This window comes from Paenibacillus sp. FSL R10-2199 (genome assembly GCF_038000235.1).
Classification (GTDB): domain Bacteria; phylum Bacillota; class Bacilli; order Paenibacillales; family Paenibacillaceae; genus Paenibacillus_AQ; species Paenibacillus_AQ phytohabitans.
The window spans coordinates 4,820,515-4,838,674 of record NZ_JBBOBO010000001.1; the positions used below are offsets into that span (position 1 = coordinate 4,820,515).

The 18,160-nt window shown below is 51.1% G+C and carries 13 protein-coding genes; 10 read left to right on the top strand and 3 right to left on the bottom strand.

Translation table 11 applies throughout. The features are described from left to right. Positions 1-25 precede the first annotated feature (25 nt). The 4 genes from NYE33_RS21240 to NYE33_RS21255 are packed head-to-tail and all read left to right on the top strand — an operon-like array spanning position 26 to position 4,488. Complete coding sequence (locus tag NYE33_RS21240; RefSeq protein ID WP_197074250.1) at positions 26-1,312, top strand: hypothetical protein; 1,287 nt, start codon at positions 26-28, stop codon at positions 1,310-1,312. Next, on the top strand, positions 1,305-2,003 hold the full coding sequence (locus tag NYE33_RS21245) for a response regulator transcription factor (protein ID WP_039299112.1): 699 nt from the start codon (positions 1,305-1,307) through the stop codon (positions 2,001-2,003). Before NYE33_RS21240 ends, NYE33_RS21245 begins: the two co-directional genes overlap by 8 nt. Then, positions 2,000-3,406: a sensor histidine kinase gene (locus NYE33_RS21250; RefSeq protein ID WP_039299109.1), complete on the top strand. Its 1,407-nt coding sequence runs from the start codon at positions 2,000-2,002 to the stop codon at positions 3,404-3,406. The genes NYE33_RS21245 and NYE33_RS21250 overlap by 4 nt, the downstream gene beginning before the upstream one ends. Beyond that, positions 3,403-4,488 carry a GNAT family N-acetyltransferase gene (locus NYE33_RS21255; protein WP_341067401.1) on the top strand — a complete coding sequence of 362 codons (1,086 nt, stop codon included), beginning with the start codon at positions 3,403-3,405 and terminating at the stop codon, positions 4,486-4,488. Before NYE33_RS21250 ends, NYE33_RS21255 begins: the two co-directional genes overlap by 4 nt. A gap of 92 nt (positions 4,489-4,580) precedes the next feature. Here the strand turns inward: NYE33_RS21255 and NYE33_RS21260 are convergent, their stop codons facing one another. Continuing rightward, entirely contained in the window at positions 4,581-5,804 is a 1,224-nt protein-coding gene (locus tag NYE33_RS21260) for a glucose-1-phosphate adenylyltransferase (RefSeq protein ID WP_042137813.1), read from the bottom strand. Positions 5,805-6,021: 217 nt separating this feature from the next. Between NYE33_RS21260 and glgB the strand changes: the two genes are divergently transcribed. Together glgB and glgA are read left to right on the top strand one after the other, a co-directional pair. After that, positions 6,022-7,941 (top strand): 1,4-alpha-glucan branching protein GlgB, encoded by a 1,920-nt coding sequence (gene glgB, locus NYE33_RS21265; protein WP_341067403.1) that lies wholly within the window; start codon positions 6,022-6,024, stop codon positions 7,939-7,941. Positions 7,942-7,971: 30 nt separating this feature from the next. Then, entirely contained in the window at positions 7,972-9,408 is a 1,437-nt protein-coding gene (gene glgA, locus NYE33_RS21270) for a glycogen synthase GlgA (RefSeq protein WP_042137810.1), read from the top strand. A gap of 377 nt (positions 9,409-9,785) precedes the next feature. Here glgA and NYE33_RS21275 read toward each other — a convergent pair whose 3' ends face one another. Further along, positions 9,786-11,531 (bottom strand): alpha-glycosidase, encoded by a 1,746-nt coding sequence (locus tag NYE33_RS21275; RefSeq protein WP_341067405.1) that lies wholly within the window; start codon positions 11,529-11,531, stop codon positions 9,786-9,788. A gap of 369 nt (positions 11,532-11,900) precedes the next feature. On the opposite strand from NYE33_RS21275, the gene NYE33_RS21280 reads away from it, so the two are divergent. The 4 genes from NYE33_RS21280 to NYE33_RS21295 all read left to right on the top strand — a co-directional run bounded on the left by NYE33_RS21280 (position 11,901) and on the right by NYE33_RS21295 (position 15,878). Continuing rightward, positions 11,901-12,716: a transporter substrate-binding domain-containing protein gene (locus NYE33_RS21280; RefSeq protein ID WP_341067408.1), complete on the top strand. Its 816-nt coding sequence runs from the start codon at positions 11,901-11,903 to the stop codon at positions 12,714-12,716. A 138-nt stretch (positions 12,717-12,854) separates the two neighbouring features. Beyond that, positions 12,855-13,514 carry an amino acid ABC transporter permease gene (locus NYE33_RS21285; protein WP_171715928.1) on the top strand — a complete coding sequence of 220 codons (660 nt, stop codon included), beginning with the start codon at positions 12,855-12,857 and terminating at the stop codon, positions 13,512-13,514. Next, positions 13,501-14,223 carry an amino acid ABC transporter ATP-binding protein gene (locus NYE33_RS21290; RefSeq protein ID WP_039299084.1) on the top strand — a complete coding sequence of 241 codons (723 nt, stop codon included), beginning with the start codon at positions 13,501-13,503 and terminating at the stop codon, positions 14,221-14,223. Before NYE33_RS21285 ends, NYE33_RS21290 begins: the two co-directional genes overlap by 14 nt. A gap of 128 nt (positions 14,224-14,351) precedes the next feature. Next, positions 14,352-15,878 (top strand): Ppx/GppA phosphatase family protein, encoded by a 1,527-nt coding sequence (locus NYE33_RS21295; protein WP_042137803.1) that lies wholly within the window; start codon positions 14,352-14,354, stop codon positions 15,876-15,878. On the opposite strand, the gene ppk1 is transcribed toward NYE33_RS21295, so the two are convergent. Continuing rightward, positions 15,826-17,946 (bottom strand): polyphosphate kinase 1, encoded by a 2,121-nt coding sequence (gene ppk1 / locus NYE33_RS21300; protein WP_042137801.1) that lies wholly within the window; start codon positions 17,944-17,946, stop codon positions 15,826-15,828. The genes NYE33_RS21295 and ppk1 overlap by 53 nt on opposite strands. Between the last annotated feature and the right edge of the window lie 214 nt (positions 17,947-18,160).

Sequence of the window (18,160 nt, forward strand, 5' to 3'; positions counted from 1 at the left end):
GTGCAATAAGGAGAGAGTGATGAAGTTGAATAAACGGTTACTCGGAAGGCTTACAGCAGCCTCTTTGTCCCTGTTTGTAATGTCCGGCTGTACCTTCATCAGCGATCCTGTTTCCCAGATGAAGGTGCCGCAGCTGTCCGCTGACAAAGCTTCGCTGATGACAGCGATTAATTCCTCACTGAAGCCGCTTGATGCAACGCTGATCCGTCCGGCCAATGATGATGACAGTTCTATTTTTACCGAGGATCTGGACAAGGACGGGATTATGGAGACGCTTGTCTTCTACCAGACGAAGAATGAAGCTGTAGTGATCCACGGGATGATTCTGGAGAAGCATGAGGACACCTGGGTCAAGAAGCTTGTTTTTGACGGTGACGGAACGATGCTGGATTCGGTTGATCTTAGGGATGTGACGGGAGACGGGAAGCTTGATATTGTTACCGGCTATTCGCGCGGGGATGAAAAGGGCATGGTGGTCTACAGTTATTCCGGCGGAGAGCTGGAAGAAATTCTGACGAAGCCTTACACCAAATATATACTGGATGATTTGAACGAGGACGGGATTGCCGACATTACAGTCGTGTATTTCAAACGCAATGAATTCGCCACAATAACTACCTATCAATATAATGACAGCTTCAAGGTGCTTGACGAATTGGATAATCTGGACCCCTATTTCGATAATTATTACAATATTGTCTCAGGAAAAGTGGCGGAGAACAAAGAAGGTATAGTTCTGGATTCTGCTGTGGATTCGCGCTCTGCTTATACAACAATTGTTGTTATGGAGAATAACAAGCTGCGCGTAGCCATTCCGGGAGATGTACGGACCTTCAAGGACCGGAAGATTGTCAGTGAGGATATTGACCTGGATGGAATTATTGAGATCGGAATGCTGGAGCCCCCCTCGGGGTGGGAGTATTTCGACCCTGAGACCATACCGTATTTCAATTCTTATTACAAATGGGACGGAAAAGACGGCTTGACCTTTAGTACTCAGTTGTATAATGATCCTTCGGACCGGTTTACCATTAATTTTTCTCCGGAATGGCATGAGAATGTCACTGTGGATACCAAGTCCGTTCAGGACAAATCGCTTAAATTCATTATGCTCGACACCGGGGAGACTGTAGCTGAGGTATCGTTCTTCTCACCGGCAGAATGGGATAGGGTAAAGAACTCCGGCTGGAAGCTTCTGGGGCGTGATCTGGACAAAATGATCGGCTACCGCGGGGAACTGGAGCAAAACACCATCGGGGGAGAGAACGGAAGAGTCAAATCTTCTATAGAGAGGAAGGGAATCGATGAGTAAAGTACTGATTCTGGAGGATGAAGAATCCATCCGCAGTTTTATTGTGATCAATCTTAAACGCAACGGGTTTGAAGTGCTCGAAGCCGCTGACGGCAATGAGGCTCTGCATAAGCTGACAACGGTTCCGGATATTGATATTGCCCTGCTGGATGTCATGGTGCCCGGCATCGACGGCTTTGAGGTCTGCAGACGCATTAGAGAAACTAACGAGCGGCTCGGCATTATTTTTCTGACAGCCAAAGTTCAGGAGCAGGATAAGGTATATGCACTGTCTGTTGGCGCAGATGATCATGTCAGCAAGCCGTTTAGTCCAACCGAGCTGATTGCCCGTATCCAGTCCCTGCTGCGCCGGGTCAATGTTCACCGTGAGCAGTCGGCCAAAGTCTCATTTCACTCGGGTCCGTTTACGCTGGATCTGATCTCGAAGCAGTTCAAGAAGAGCGGTGAAGCGATTGAGCTTACGCCTACTGAATTTTCGCTGGTGCAATTCTTCCTTGAGAAGGAGAATACGCCGCTCAGCCGCGACTCCCTGCTCGATCATGTGTGGGGCAAGGAGTACATGGGCGATCCCAAAATCGTTGACGTGAATATACGCCGCTTGCGCCAGAAAATCGAAAATAATCCGTCAGAGCCTGAATTCCTGCAGACGGTGTGGGGGCACGGCTACAAATGGAAAGGTCAGGTACAATGATTAAGAAGGGGATGCGCAGACAGATCGTACTGCACTATATTCTTGTAGTCTTTGTGGCGCTTCTCCTCGTGGAGACTATTTTTCTGCTGGCGATCCGGACGTATTATTACGACAGCATCTACAGCAAAATCACCACTCATATCAGTGCGGGGGAGACTTTCGTAAAATATGAATTCTCAGCGGAACGATCGCCGAATCAGCTGCTGAACCTGCTCGACTTCTTCAATCTGGAGTATACCGAACTAGAAGTTCTGACATTAAATGGAGATATCATTACCAGTTCCACCGGATTTCAGCCGGACCGGACCATCACCACCAGTGATGTTCCCGAGGCTGTGGGCGGTAGTGTCGGGCGCTGGGTGGGCCGGCAGGCCGGGACGAATGAGAGTGTAATGGCCGTCTCCAAGATGGTGCAGATCAACTCGCATGAAACTTACATCTTGCGTTACCTGACCTCCATGGAGGGAGTCAACAAGGATCTGCTGAATCTGACGCTGCTCTCCATTGGCATCGGGGCGGCGGTTATGTCGATCGTGGTCTTGTTCAGCTTCGGTCTCGCAAATTCCATTGTGCGGCCGCTCAACAATATCACGGCTGTGTCGGCGCAGATGGCCAAGGGGAAGTTCACCACCCGCATCAAGGGGGATTACCGGTACGAAATCGCTGAACTGGCTTCAACGCTCAATTATATGGCGGAGGAGATCGTCCGCAGTAATCAGATTAAGGATGATTTCATTTCTTCGATCTCCCATGAGCTGCGGACACCGCTGACCAGCATCAAGGGCTGGAGTGAGACTCTCATCTCAGGCGGCTACGATCCCGAGGAAACCAAGCTGGGTATGGGCATCATCTCCAAGGAGAGCGACCGGCTGATCGGGCTGGTGGAAGAGATTCTGGACTTCTCCAAGCTGCAGCAGAACGAAATGAAGCTGTCGATTACCCAGGTGGATATCAAGGTCCTGCTGCAGGAGACGCTGCTGAATATCTGGGCCAAGGCCGAGAAGAAGCGGATTCACCTGCTGCTGGAATGCGAAGAGACTATCTATATAAGAGGCGATGCGAACCGGCTGAAGCAGGTGTTCCTCAATCTGGTCGACAATGCTGTGAAGTTCTCGCCTGAGGATTCCAGTATCGTCCTGTCCGCTGAACGCCTGTCGAATACAGAGATGGCCGTAATTGTAAGGGATAGCGGGATCGGCATCAGCGAAGCGCATCTGTCCAGAGTGCGGGACCGGTTCTTCCAGGTCGATGCGCTCAACGGCGGAACCGGCCTTGGCCTTGCGATCTCCCAGCAGATTGTAGAGCTTCATAACGGCAAGCTGGAAATGGACAGCGAGCTTGGCAAGGGTACTCAGGTTACCGTTATTTTGCCGCTTGATGATGTGCAGGAGGAGAAGGCATGAATACACAGGAATCAGGGAAATCTTCTTCAGAACAAAGGCCCGAGATGATCCGCGGCGGACGTGAACATTCAGCGGATATTCTGAAGCTCCTCCGGGAAGCGGCAGGCTGGATGGAGAGCAAAGGAATCAACCAGTGGACGCCGGGGCAATTCAGCATCCGCGATGTGGAGGATTATTTGAGCAGCAGAGAGGTTTATCTGGCCATGGAGGGAGCGGCTCTTGCCGGGATGTTCACTCTGCAGTTCAGCGATATCCAGTACTGGGGAGACCGCAATGACGAATCCTATGCCTATCTGCACCGGCTCGCTGTAGCCAAATCCCACCGCGGCATGGGACTTGGCGGCCAGATGATCCGATTTGCGTTACGAAGAGCGGAGGAACGGGGTTGTGCGGGTCTCAGACTGGATACAGTAGCCCATAATATTAAGCTTAACCGTTACTATCAGAGCCTGGGATTTCACTATATGGGTACCCGGGATGTCGGAGCAGGCCGGTTGGTTAACCTGTATGAGTATGAAGCGGAGACCGGCGATCCGGGCAGCGTAATTCTCCGGTATATGGGGGAAGCTGATTACGCTTTAATGAGGGAATGGAGTGTTTCCCCGGAGTATTTGAAGAAGTGGGCAGGTCCATCGTTGTCCTACCCTCTGGATGACCGGCAGCTTGAGCGATATCTGGACGGAGCCAATCATCCGGCAGAGTCTGGTTTGCTGGTCTATTGTGCGGTGCTGAGAGCTACCGGACAAACGGTTGGACATATAAGCTTATCCGGAATCGACCGTGAGAACGGTTCGGCCAGAATAAGCAGGGTCGTCGTCGACCCCGGGAGCCAAGGGCGGGGAATCGGACTGCAGATGGTTCGTGAAGTCCTGCGTATCGGCTTCGAGGGGTTGCGGCTCCACCGGATATCCCTTGGAGTTTTCGATTTCAACACGGCGGCACAGAAAACCTACGAGACAGCCGGATTTACACGGGAGGGGATTTCGCGTGAGGCTACTACATTCGGCGGGCGCTATGCCGATTGCATCGAGATGGGCATATTGGACAGGGAGTGGAGGGCAAACCGCCCCTCCGGCAAATGAATAGGAAGAACCTACAAAAGGGATACAGCAGAAGGTCGGATAGACCGTAGCTGTATCCCTTTTATGTAGCAGCCCTTAAGGCTGATGTAAGATTATGAAGGCATCCCTTCCGCGCGCAGACGGCCGGTCTTCTCGTAGACCTCCTGAAGCAGACGGGAAGGCTGGGTACGGATGATTGGCTTGGCTGCTACGATCTCATGCGGGCCGACAACCACGATGTTGTCCGCGCTGCCTTTAATCACAGCGCCGTCTTTGATGACTGCTCCCTCCCCGATAATCGCATTCTCAATCAGAACACCGCGGCCGATGCGGACACCCGGCATAATTACACTCTGCTTGATCTTGCTTAGCTTGCCGATCTCTACACCGCCGAAGATAACGGAACGCTGGAGATTGCCTTCCAAGGTGCAGGTTTCGTGCATCAGGCAATCTGCAGGCGGTGCCTGAACCCGTGGTTTATAGGCAGCCAGCTTCGTACGGTAAGACCGGCTGTACATCGGCCAGCGGGAGTTGTCGAGCTTGAAGCCATTCTCGGACTGCAGCAGATCCATATGTGCCTCCCAGAGGCTGTCAACCGTACCTACATCTCTCCAATACCCGTCAAAGCGGTATGCGAACAATTGGTCGTTGGCATCCAGCATGGACGGAATGACATCCTTGCCGAAGTCATGGCCGGATTCCGAATTAGCGGCATCCCGCAGCAAATAGCCTTTCAGATATTCCCATTCAAACATATAAATACCCATGGAGGCGAGGTTGCTTTTCGGAACCTTTGGCTTTTCGGCAAATTCAGAGATCTGGAGATCATCATTAACGTTCATCACACCGAACCGGCTGGCTTCATCCCAAGGCACTTCCATGACCGAAATGGTGGCTTTGGCTGCTTTGCCTACATGGTAATCCAGCATTTTACGGTAATCCATATGATAGATATGATCTGCAGACAGGATAAGCACATGCTCCGGATTCTGGCTGTCAATGTATTCTATGTTCTTATAAATGGCATCGGCTGTACCTGAATAGGTGTCTCTGCCTTCAACCCCTGAAGGAAGCAGCTTCACGCCTTTATCGCTGCGGCTGTGCAGTCCCCAAGGCTCACCTTCCCCAATATGATGATGTAAGGAATCGGCTTCGTACTGTGTCAGAACTCCAATAGTGTCGATCTTGGAATTTACACAATTGCTGAGTGGAAAATCAATGATTCTATATTGTCCTCCGAAAGGGACTGCAGGCTTAGCCATACTGGAGGTCAAGGGGGCTAATCTGCGGCCTTCCCCGCCAGCCAGGAGCATGGCGATACAATCTTTTTTACTCATTTGTTATCCCTCCCATTTTTTTGTCAATGCTTGTAATATAACCTGCCGGCAAGCGCTTGAAACGACATAGGTGAATTATATTGCTGTGCATCAGGAAAAATTACATCAATAATTTTCTTAATTCAGAAATCATTGAATTTGCCCGCAAAATCATTTTCAAACGGCACATATTGGGGTAATGTAATAGGTGCATCCTATATACTAAGGTGGTGATGATTTGGCCGAAATACCAAAAACAGTAAACCTCCCGTCATCTGAAGATATTTATCTGTTCCATGAGGGCACGAATTATCGCAGCTATACGATGCTTGGCGCGCACATTGCCGTGGAAGAAGGGCAAGCCGGCGTTCGCTTTACCGTGTGGGCTCCTCATGCGGCATATGTAGGACTGGCTGGTGATCATAATGGCTGGGATGGAACATTGGACTCCGACTCGTTATATAAGATACCCGATTCAGGATTTTGGAGTCGTTTTTTTCCGGGTATAGAGCCGGGAACTTTTTACAAATACAGGATTCATGGTGCAGATGGAACAAGCTTCCTCAAGGCTGATCCTTACGCGTTCAAAGCTGAGGTACGTCCGGCCACCGCTTCCGTTGTGGCGAATCTGGATGGTTACCAATGGGGCGACGCCGCGTGGCGCCGGAAGAGCAAAGCACCGTACAATGCACCTATGAACATTTATGAAATGCACCTTGGGACCTGGCGCCAGAAGGATAATGGAGAACTCTATACTTATAGAGAGATGAGCAGCCTGCTGATCCCGTATCTTACGGAGATGAGTTACACTCATGTGGAGTTTATGCCGCTTGCTGAGCACCCGTATGATTTGTCCTGGGGGTATCAGGGAACCGGTTATTTTGCGGCCACCAGCCGCTTCGGTGATCCGCAGGATCTGATGTACCTGATTGATCAGCTGCATCAAGCCGGCATTGGGGTTATCCTCGACTGGGTTCCGGCCCATTTTGCCAAGGATGCCCACGGACTGAGAATGTTTGACGGTTCGCCGCTGTATGAATACGCCGATCCGATGCTGGCCGAGAAGCCGGGCTGGGGCACACTATCCTTTGATTTCAGCAAACCGGAGATCATATCGTTCCTGATTTCTAATGCGCTTTTTTGGTTTGAGATGTATCATATTGACGGTATGCGTGTGGATGCCGTAACCAGTATGCTGCGGCTTGATTTCGAGAAGCAGCACCATCAGTACACAAAGAACATGCACGGGGGTCTTGAGAATCTGGAAGCGATCGCGTTCATTCAGCAGTTGAATACGGCGATTTTCCGGTATTATCCGAAAGCTCTGATGATGGCCGAAGAATCCAGTGCCTGGCCTGGCGTAACCTCACCTGTTCATGAAGGGGGGCTCGGCTTTAATTACAAATGGAACATGGGCTGGATGAATGACACTCTTGGGTACATAGAACATGATTTCGGCGCGCGGCCCTACCATCATAATTTGTTGACCTTCCCGATCGTCTATGCCTATGCCGAGAACTATACTCTGCCTTTGTCCCATGACGAAGTGGTGCACGGCAAGAAGTCGCTGCTGAACAAAATGCCAGGCTCGTATGAGCAGAAGTTCGCCGGTCTGCGGGCATTGCTCGGTTACCAGATTAGTCATCCGGGCAAAAAGCTGCTGTTCATGGGCGGTGAGTTTGGTCAATTCATCGAATGGAAGGATCAGGACCAGCTCGACTGGCTGCTGCTGGAATATGAGGCCCACCGCCGGATGCTCGCTTACACGGCTGCCCTGAATAAGCTCTATCTCACGCAAAAAGCGCTGTGGGAGCTCGACCATGATATGGAGGGCTATCAATGGATTGACGCCGATGACAGCGGCCAGAGTGTTGCCTCCTATATCCGCAGAGGGAAGAGGCCTGTGGATACCTTGGTGATCATTATCAATTTCCAGCCGGTGGAACGGCGTAATTACCGGATCGGTGTGCCGCGTCCGGGGACCTATGAAGAGATATTCAGCTCGGAGACCCGCGAATACGGCGGTTCTGGTCTTCATAATGAACCTGTTAAGAGTGAGAAGAAGGAATGGCATAACCAGCTGAACAGCCTGGAGCTGACCCTTCCGCCGCTTGGATTCCTGGTGCTCAAGAAATCCGGACGCAAAACGATTAAATAAACTATTCATATCTATAAGGAGGAAATCTGGATGAAAGTTCTATTTGCTGCAGCTGAAGCCCATCCATTTATCAAAACAGGCGGGTTAGCCGACGTAATCGGTGCCCTGCCGAAGGCGCTTAAGGCTGCCGGAGTAGATGTTCGGGTAATCCTGCCCAAATACAAGGGGATCGCAGAGAAGTATTCCTCCCAGATGGAGCATGTCGCTGTCCTTGAGGTGCCGATCGGCTGGCGCAATCAATATTGCGGGATTGAACGGATTGTCTTTGAGGGAGTTCCTGTATACTTTATCGATAATGAGTATTACTTCGGACGTGACGGCATCTATGGGTATATGGATGACGGCGAACGTTTCGCTTTCTATAACCGCGCTGTGCTTGAATGCCTGCCGGCGATTAACTTCCAGCCTGATGTCCTGCATTGCCATGACTGGCATGCCGCGGTAATTCCGTTGCTGCTGCAGGCGCACTACCGTCACAATCCGTTCTACAGTGAGATGCGTACAGTGTTCACTATACATAATCTCCTGTACCAGGGGGTATTCCCGTATTCGGTGCTGGGCGAGCTGCTCGGTCTCGATGACAGCTATTTCCCTGGTGTAGAATATTACGGGAACGTGAACTATATGAAGGGTGGAATTGTCTACAGTGATCATGTGACCACGGTCAGTCCAACCTATGCCGATGAAATCCGTACACCTTATTATGGATATGGCCTTGACGGACTGCTGACCTCTCGTTCAGATGCTCTAAGCGGGATTGTCAACGGGATTGATACCAAGAGCTACAATCCGGCCAGTGATCCGTCTATTTTCACCCGTTACCGTTCCAACCTGGTCAAGAAAGCTGAGAATAAGCTGGGACTCCAGCAGGAACTGGGCTTGCCTGTAGCTCCTTATATTCCAATGGTAGCTATGGTTACCCGTCTTGTGGATTCCAAAGGGCTGGATCTCCTGACCCGGGTTCTCGATGAGCTGCTCTACTATGACGATATTCAGTTTGTCCTGCTGGGCACTGGTGATGAGGTCTACGAACGCTGGTTCCGCGAGGCGCAGTGGCGTTATCCGACCAAGCTGTCTTCACAGATTCTGTTCAATGATGCCTTGTCCCGCAAAATATATGCCGCCAGCGACCTGTTCCTGATGCCGTCCAAATTCGAGCCTTGCGGCATCAGCCAGCTGCTGGCTCTGCGTTATGGCAGTATTCCTGTAGTGCGTGAGACAGGCGGACTTAACGATACTGTTCAGGCGTACAACGAGGAGACCGGAGAAGGCAACGGCTTTACCTTCAAAGACTATAATGCCCATGATATGATGTACACGCTCCGCCGGGCCGTATCGTTCTACCACAAACCGGAGCACTGGAAAAAAGTAGCGAAGAATGCTTTCACCGGCGATTACAGCTGGAATGTATCTGCGCAGCAGTATATTGATATTTATAACAAGATTTCGGATAAAGTTACGGAGTAGAAGAACTATTGTATAGAAAAGGCATTCCCCGATCATGGTGATGGGAGGAATGCCTTTTTAAATTATGTATAGGGATAATACTGACTCATACTCACATTTGAAGTACCATTCAACAGCAGTCATGCTGCCTTGATGAATAAATTGTTTTATCGTCCAGACCAGAACTGTACCTCTTGTATTCCAGTCGTCAAACCATTTTGTTATTGTGGCTAATCCGTGATATTCAGGTCCGTAACATTCTGTATAGGTGAGGTTTGGGTCGAAGATTTGGCTTGAGATTCTCCATCTATCTGAATTAAAAAAAAGGTGATGTTCCAAGCAGCCATTTCTCAGCTTCTGGGACACCACCCATATTCGTTTGACATATATCTGTTACCTTAACGTAGATTCCGGTACAATATCCTATATCCATACGGATCAAGCGCAACATTCATCATCCCGTTCTCCGGCAATACAGCTTCTCCCGTCAGCGCATCCTGCCAGTCATCGGTCTCCATCGGGTGGCTGAGCGTACGGGGCTGCGGCGAATTGTTCATCCAGACGGTGAAATGAATCCGCTCATCTGCACGCTCATAGACGATGCACGGGTCATTCTCACAGGCCTGGAGAATCCGGAAGCGGCCTTCGCGGAGCGCCTTATGTTCCTTGCGCAGCGCGATCATCATCCGGTAGAAGTCATACAGCTCACGGTCCTGCTTCGTTTCATCCCACTCCATACATTTGCGGCAGTCCGGATCTTCCCCCCCGGTCAGGCCGATTTCGTCCCCGTAATAGATACAGGGAGTGCCCATGAACGTAAACAGGAAGACGACGGTCAGCTTCAGTTTGCGCTTATCTTCCCCCAGAACGGTGAGCAGGCGGGGGGTGTCATGGCTGCCGAGCAGATTGAAGACAACCTCGTTCGTCTGCTGCGGATAACGCATGAGCAGGCCGCCGATCCGGTGGCCGAAGGTGATGCCGTCCATCCCGCCGTTGAAGAATTCCAGCACCGCCCCCGAGAAGGGGTAGTTCATTACCGAATCAAACTGGTCACCAAGCAGCCAGGTTAAGGAATCACTCCATACCTCGCCGACGATATAGGCATCCGGGTTTGCGGCTTTGACCACTTTGCGGAAATCACGCCAGAAGTGATGATCGACCTCATTCGCCACATCTAGCCGCCAGCCATCCACCCTGATCTCCTTGATCCAATACTCCGCAACCTCCAGCAGGTAGGACTTCACTTCATGATTGGCGGTGTTGAACTTCGGCATATTGCCATAGAAGCCGAACGTATCGTACGTGGGAATGCCATCAACAATCTCAGCCGGAAAAGAATTCATATGGAACCAGTCGCGGTAGACGGAGAATTCGCCTTTTTCCAGAACATCCTGGAACGGCGGGAATTTGTCGCTGCAGTGGTTGAACACGGCGTCCAGCATGACACGGATGCCCCGTTTGTGGCATTCTTCTACGACCTTCTTCAGCAGCTCATTATCGCCGAAATTCGGGTCGACTTTTTTATAATCCACGATGTCGTATTTATGGTTGGAGGGGGAGACGAACAGCGGCGTGAAGTAGACGGCATTGATACCCAGCTCCTGCAGATCATCCAGATGATCCAGCACACCCTGAAGGTCACCGCCAAAGAAATTATCCAGCTTCGGTTTGCCGCCCCACGGTTCTGTGCCTTCCGGATCATTCAAAGGATTGCCGTTCGCGAACCGCTCGGTCATGATCTGATAGAACACCGCATCCTTGGCCCAGGTGGGTACTTTGAATAAGTCAATTCCGTGTATATAAGGAAACTCATAGAAGTGGTTGGGCGGCTGCGGACATTCGGTCCGGATGCCGTTGTCGAGCAGATACACCGTCTCCGAACCCTTGCTGACGCGAAAAGTATAGCTGAGGCGCTTGTATTTGGGACGGACAGCCGCTTCCCAGTAGTCGAATTTATCGTCAGAGGCAGCTTTTTCCATTATGATGTCGTAAGAGGTATGCTGCCAATCGTACTTGTCGCCAGTAAGCGCAACTACGTAGTCCACATCATCACGTTTGGTACGCACCCGCAGATGTATGGTAGTGGCATCGTAGGCATAAGCCCATTTATCGCGGGGAACATGGTACATCGCTTCCAGCAGCATGACTTCACCTCCTAAAAGTTTTGTGAGCAACTGCTTCCCGATTACGCTACGCAAAACTCGCTTCGAAAGCATACGCCTAAGTTTTGTGAGCCTATTCACCATATCCGTTAAATAACGCCTACAGTGGCATCTGAACCAGCCCGGTTATTCCGGCGGCAAATGGAGATAGTAAATAGTATATACCTCTTTTCATAGGATGTGCAAAATGGGGGAATAGCAGACCCGGCCAACAGCCTGCAATTAATTCATGAATTTAACAGGCTTTGTCACAAATTTGTCTTTGCATATTCATGCGGAGTGATTTATAATAAATCGGTCAATGGGACTACTTAGAGAAATGAACATAAAGAGAATAGGGGAGACAGACAAATGAACAAATGGGGTAAACTTTCAATGGGACTGCTGCTGGCAGCTGGACTACTGGCCGGATGCGGCTCTAATAACAACGAGAATAATACCGCAGCAAGCGGAAATGCCAACTCCGGGGCTGCCGCCAAGAAGCTGATTATGGGCACAAGTGCAGACTTTCCTCCGTATGAATTCCACAAGGTGGTTGACGGCCAGGATACGATTGTTGGCTTCGATATCGAGATCGCGAAGGAGATTGCTGCTGATTTGGGCAGAGAGCTTGAGATTAAGGATCTGCCGTTTGATTCGCTGCTGAATGAATTGTCGAGCGGCAGAATCGATATGGTAATCTCCGGGTTAAGTCCGACACCGGAACGTGCTGAAGCTGTGGGCTTGTCCGATATATACTACAAAGCCGAACAGGCTGTCGTTGTACGTGAATCGGATAAGGACAAATATGCAACAATGGACTCGCTGAAGGGTGCCAAGCTGGGCATTCAGACCGGTTCGATCCAGGAAGATATTGCCAAAGGTATTGAAGGCGCACAGCTGACATCCCTCAGTAAAATTTCTGAAATCGTCCTGCAGCTGCAATCAAACCGCGTAGACGCTTCAATTATGGAAGGACCTGTTGCCAAGTCCTTTGTGAAGAATGTTAAGGGACTCGCGATTACCGATGCCAAACCTGAAGTGGAAGATGACGGCTATGTAATCGGGGTGAAGAAGGGTAACACAGAGTTGCTGGACCAAGTGAATAAGACATTGACCCGCCTGAACTCGGAAGGCAAGATTGATGAGTATGTAGCGGCAGCAAGCGAGCTTGCTGAGAGCAAATAGAACGCGAACCCGTTACACGGTTAGCCCTGATGAATTAAGTACAACCCGCAGCCTGCTGCGGGACAATGCTCTACTTTGCAGAAAATGGCGGTGATCCGCTGTTTTCTATTTTTTTGAGAACAGGAGGATTGAAAGGCAATGAGTGTATTTGAACTTGCTTATGATTACCGCAATTTTTTCCTATCCGGTCTGAAGTACACACTGCTGCTCGCTGTGATGGGCGTATTCTTCGGCTTCGTGCTGGGTATCGCGGTTTCGCTGCTGCGGATGTCCAAATGGAGAATTCTGCGCTTTATCGCCACCGCCTGGGTGGAGTTTCTGCGCGGGACGCCGATGCTTGTGCAGCTGTTTCTGATCCACTATGGCCTGCCGGAGTTCGGTATTTCGCTGTCCCCGATCCAGTCGGGTGCGATTACGCTAACAATCAACAGCTCGGCTTATCTGGCGGAGATTTTCCGTGCCGGAATTCAAGGGGTGGACCGCGGTCAGATGGAAGCGGCACGCTCGCTCGGGATGAAGCAGGGGATGACCATGCGTTACATCATTCTGCCGCAGGCGCTGAAGAATGTGCTGCCCGCGATCGGAAATGAATTTATTACCATTATTAAAGAGTCTTCCATTGTATCGATGATTGGGGTGGCTGATCTGCTGTTTGAAGCCAGATCCATTACTTCGATCACCTATGAAGGACTTAGCCCGCTGATCGTGATTGCCGCCATGTATTTTGTGCTGACCTTCACGTTATCCAAGCTGCTGGGCATTCTGGAACGGAGGCTGAATACGGATGATCGAGGTTAAGAACCTGCAGAAGAGCTTTGGCAAGCTGGAGATCCTCAAGGGGATTGATCTGAATATTCACAAGGGTGAGGTTGTTGTAGTGATCGGTCCCAGCGGCTCGGGCAAAAGCACCTTCCTGCGTTGTCTGAACCTGCTGGAGCAGCCTACCGGCGGTGAGATTTCGTTTGAAGGACAATCGATTACAGCCAAAAAGCATGATATCAACGTGACCCGCGAGAAAATGGGGATGGTGTTCCAGCAGTTCAATCTGTTCCCGCATAAGTCTGTGCTGCAGAACATTATGCTCGCGCCATTGAAGGTGCGGAAACAGCAAGCTTCCGAAGCGGAAAAAATCGCCACGGAGCTGCTCCGCACCGTCGGCCTTGAGGACAAGCGGGATGCGTATCCGGCCCAGCTCTCCGGCGGACAGAAGCAGCGGATCGCGATTGCCCGGGCGCTGGCGATGCAGCCGCATGTGATGCTGTTCGATGAGCCTACCTCGGCGCTTGACCCGGAGATGGTCGGTGAGGTGCTGGAGGTTATGAAACAGCTGGCAGTAGACGGTATGACGATGGTCATTGTGACGCATGAAATGGGCTTTGCCCGTGAAGTCGGCGACCGGATCCTGTTCATGGATGGCGGGGTTATCGTAGAACAGGGGACCCCGGCAGAGGTGTTCGGCAATCCCAAACACGCCCGTACCCGTGATTTCTTGAGCAAAGTTTTATAAAATTACTGGAACGGCCGCTGAAAATTCCTTCAGCGGCCCTTTTTGTGAGGGAATTAAATTTTGGCGGAGCGTGAAATGGGTGATATAGTATACAAATGATCAATCTACTTGAAAGGGAGTACATACAGATGAGAGATGATCTTTGCCGGATAGGCATTATTGATATTGGTTCCAACTCCATACGGCTTGTAATTTATGATACGACGCAGGCAGGCGGCTACAAAATTATTAAGGAATGCAAGTACTCTGCCCGTCTGAGTGAGAAAATTACCAAGGAAGGCAGACTGGAGAAGAAGGATATGGATACGATTATTCCTGTCCTCCACCAGTTCAAAGAGATTTGTGATGATTTCGAAGTGGATAACATCCGCGCAGGAGCTACCGCCGCAATCCGCAACGCAGCCAACTCCGCCGAGATTATAAGCTATCTGTCTGAAGCGTCATCCATCCGGATTGAAGTAATCAGCGGGCATCAGGAGGCTTATTTCGGATTTCTCGGGGTCATCAATGCCTTTGATATTCAGGACGGGTTCGTCATTGACATCGGAGGCGGAAGCACGGAGGTCACCTTGTTCCGCGGACGGCGTTATCAGCACAGCATCTCTTTCCCGTTCGGTGCGGTCAATACGAATCTGATGTTCAGCCAGGGCGGCAACTGGAACGCTGATCAGGTCCGTAAGCTGCAGCTATACGTTACCGGCAGGCTGGTAGAGCATGATTGGCTCACTACGGGCAACGGGCTTCCGTTATATGGACTCGGCGGAACGCTGCGTTCACTCGGCAAGCTGGACCAGAAGAACCGGGAATATTCGCTGCCGAACTCCCATGGCTACGTGCTGGAAGGGGAGACCATAGAGAAGTTCATGGAGACATTGCCAGCGACTCCATATGAGAAGCGCAAGGATCTGGATGGTTTGTCGAAAAGCCGGGGAGACATCATCGTGTCCGGTCTGGTTATTTTCCATACGGTGTACCATTATATCGGGGCCAGCCGTGCTGTAATTAGCGGGGAAGGCTTGCGTGAGGGCATGCTGCATGATCTGCTGAAGCCGGAGCAGCCGGTCCGTGACAGCGCGCTGGAGTACAGCCTGGATACCATTATCCGCTTTGATATCCGTACCTCCAAGCGGCATCTGGATCATATCTATAAGCTGGCACTCGGCCTGCTGGGGGCTTTTGAGAGGGAAGGTGACCGGGAGGAGCATGAGATGCTGATCTACGTGGCGATTATGCTGCACCGTACCGGCTCCAACATTAATTATTATCAGTCCAAGCGGCATACCCGCTACTGGCTGATGAATTCCCCGATCCGCGGCCTGACCCACCGGCAGCTGATTCTAAGTGCGTACATTGCTTCCTACAGCACCAAAAGCCGGAAGCAGAAATTGTCCCAGATGCATAAGGACATTTTGCTGGCTTCCGACGAAGAGTGGATTCATAAGCTGGGTACGCTGGTGCAGTTAAGCATTGCCCTGGACAGCACCGAGATCGGCATTGTCAGCGGGGTCAACGCCCGGCTGCATAACAATACGCTGGATCTGGAGCTGCAGGGCGGACAAGTTCTTATCGGGCTGGAGGACATTGAGAATGCGCTCAAAGCCTTCAGGAATGCTTGGTCGGTGAAGGTAAAGCTCGGCTTCCCTTCCAGCGGGTAACATTCATAGCAGCGAACTGGCTCCGGAACGGAGCCTTTTTGTCGTCCGCCCGTTCGTAATAACCGTTAGGCTGCAGGAAGCTGGATTTCACATTATCCATCAGCGACAGGTCCAGTATTTTGACGATCTGCTTGCGGATGCTGCTGTCCTTCACCGGACACATCAGTTCAATCCGCCGCGTCAGGTTCCGGGTCATCCAGTCCGCACTGGACAGATAGACCTCCGGTTTACCGCCGTTCTCGAAATAATAGATGCGTGAATGCTCCAGGAAACGGTCGACAATGCTGCGGACTGTAATCCGTTCGCTTAATCCTTCAATGCCCGGACGCAGACAGCAGACACCGCGTACAATCAAATCAATCGATACACCGGCCTGTGCTGCGCTGTACAGGTTGTCTATGACCTCCTGATTGGACAGGGAGTTCATCTTGGCGATGATCCGTGCAGGTCTGCCGGCGGCAGCATGCTCTGCTTCGCGCAGGATCAGCTTCTGAAGCGACAGGCTCATATTGGTCGGTGCCACAATGAAGGAGTTCCAGTTATAGTTGGCAGAATAACCGGTCATCTGGTTGAACAGCTCCGAGGCATCCAGGCCGATCTCATGATTGGCGGTGAACAGGCTAAGGTCTGTATACGCCTTGGCCGTGCTGTCATTATAGTTACCTGTCCCTACATGCACATAACGGCGCAGCTCAGGGCCTTCCTGGCGTACAATCAGCGTGACCTTGGCATGGGTTTTGAGACCTACAAGGCCATAGACTACGTGGCAGCCCGACTGCTCCAGCTTACGTGCCCAGGCAATGTTACGTTCCTCGTCAAATCGGGCTTTCAGCTCCACAACTACCGTAACCTGCTTACCTGATTCGGCGGCATTGGCCAGGGCGGTGATCAGCGGGGAGTTCCCGCTGACCCGGTACAGGGTCATTTTGATCGCCATAACCTGCTCATCTTCGGAAGCCTGAATGATGAAGTCCGTCATGGCATCGAAGGATTCATACGGATGATAGACCAGCACATCACGTTCGCCAAGCACCTCGAAGAAGTCCTCATTCTCCTCGAATTCCGCCGGATAGAGCGGCTCGATCGGTGCATGATGCAGGTAGCTGAAGCCCTTGACGCTGCCGGCGAACCCCCGCAGGAAGCTGAGATCCAGCGGCCCCTCAATTTCAAACACGAAATCCTCAAGCTCGAATTCGGCCTGCAGCTGCTCCAGGGCATAAGGGTGAATCCCCTTTTGTACTTCAAGACGGGCAGGGACGCCGCGGCGGCGTTTGCGCAGCTCCTTCTCAATCTCCTCCAGCAGGTCCTCTGCGCCTTCCTCATCAATGGTCAGATCGGAATTGCGGGTCAGGCGGAATTCACTGACAGCCACAGGATCATATCCGCTGAACAAGGTCTGGATATGCTGGCGGATCACATCTTCAATGAAGACAAACTGCCGTTTCTTACTGTTGGAGCGGTGGGGCAGCGGGATACAGCGCGGCAGATTCGAGGGAATCTGCAGGATTGCGAAATAAGGTTCTTCTTCCTGGCTGTTCTTGCGTGTCAGCACTACTGCCAGATAGATGAACTGGCTGTGCACAAGCGGAAATGGACGGCTCTGATCCACGGCCATCGGCGTTAAGACTGGATAGATGATATCACGGTAATATTGCTCAATGGATTGCTCCTGGGCATGCGTGAGGTCCTTGTAATCGACGAACACGATCCCTTCCTTGTGCAGACTCCGGGAAATGTCCTTGAAGGTACGGTATTGGTCGGCGATGATTTTGGTGACCCGCTTGATCAGACGCTTGTACAGGCCGGAGGGGGTGTAGCCGGTGAAATCCTTTTTGGTATAACCCGCCCGGATCTGATCCTGAATGCCCGCTACCCGGACACTGATGAATTCATCCAGATTGCTGGACACAATCGCCAGAAATTTGGCCCGCTCCATAAGCGGGTTCTCCGGATCCTGTGCTTCGGCAAGGACACGGCGGTTGAATTCAATCCAGCTCAAATCGCGGTTCAGATAGGCTGTTGCGGGACTGGTGTGGTTGTTTTTTTTCTCTTCTGCATTCACGTTCATTGACCCTCCAAGTTATGCTTCAGTCTCTACATTATCTATCGTATTCTATCATTCTACTATTTGCCAAAGGGAGAAATGTTAAAACTGTGTAAAATTTTCGCGAAAACTTAAAAAAGATTGCCGAAGCCACGATAATTCCAACGCGAAATATTAAGAATATGTAATAATTAACCCGATGAAAACGCTGTATATAGGCAAAATATTTCCAAACGTA

What these genes read in the sequence shown, in the direction of transcription:
- NYE33_RS21250 (WP_039299109.1), top strand. Translation starts at nt 2,000, where the DNA reads ATGATTAAGAAGGGGATGCGCAGACAGATCGTACTGCACTATATTCTT.
- NYE33_RS21290 (WP_039299084.1), top strand. Translation starts at nt 13,501, where the DNA reads ATGATCGAGGTTAAGAACCTGCAGAAGAGCTTTGGCAAGCTGGAGATC.
- glgA (WP_042137810.1), top strand. Translation starts at nt 7,972, where the DNA reads ATGAAAGTTCTATTTGCTGCAGCTGAAGCCCATCCATTTATCAAAACA.
- NYE33_RS21285 (WP_171715928.1), top strand. Translation starts at nt 12,855, where the DNA reads ATGAGTGTATTTGAACTTGCTTATGATTACCGCAATTTTTTCCTATCC.
- NYE33_RS21295 (WP_042137803.1), top strand. Translation starts at nt 14,352, where the DNA reads ATGAGAGATGATCTTTGCCGGATAGGCATTATTGATATTGGTTCCAAC.
- ppk1 (WP_042137801.1), bottom strand. Translation starts at nt 17,946, where the DNA reads ATGAACGTGAATGCAGAAGAGAAAAAAAACAACCACACCAGTCCCGCA.
- NYE33_RS21275 (WP_341067405.1), bottom strand. Translation starts at nt 11,531, where the DNA reads ATGCTGCTGGAAGCGATGTACCATGTTCCCCGCGATAAATGGGCTTAT.
- NYE33_RS21255 (WP_341067401.1), top strand. Translation starts at nt 3,403, where the DNA reads ATGAATACACAGGAATCAGGGAAATCTTCTTCAGAACAAAGGCCCGAG.
- NYE33_RS21280 (WP_341067408.1), top strand. Translation starts at nt 11,901, where the DNA reads ATGAACAAATGGGGTAAACTTTCAATGGGACTGCTGCTGGCAGCTGGA.
- NYE33_RS21260 (WP_042137813.1), bottom strand. Translation starts at nt 5,804, where the DNA reads ATGAGTAAAAAAGATTGTATCGCCATGCTCCTGGCTGGCGGGGAAGGC.
- NYE33_RS21245 (WP_039299112.1), top strand. Translation starts at nt 1,305, where the DNA reads ATGAGTAAAGTACTGATTCTGGAGGATGAAGAATCCATCCGCAGTTTT.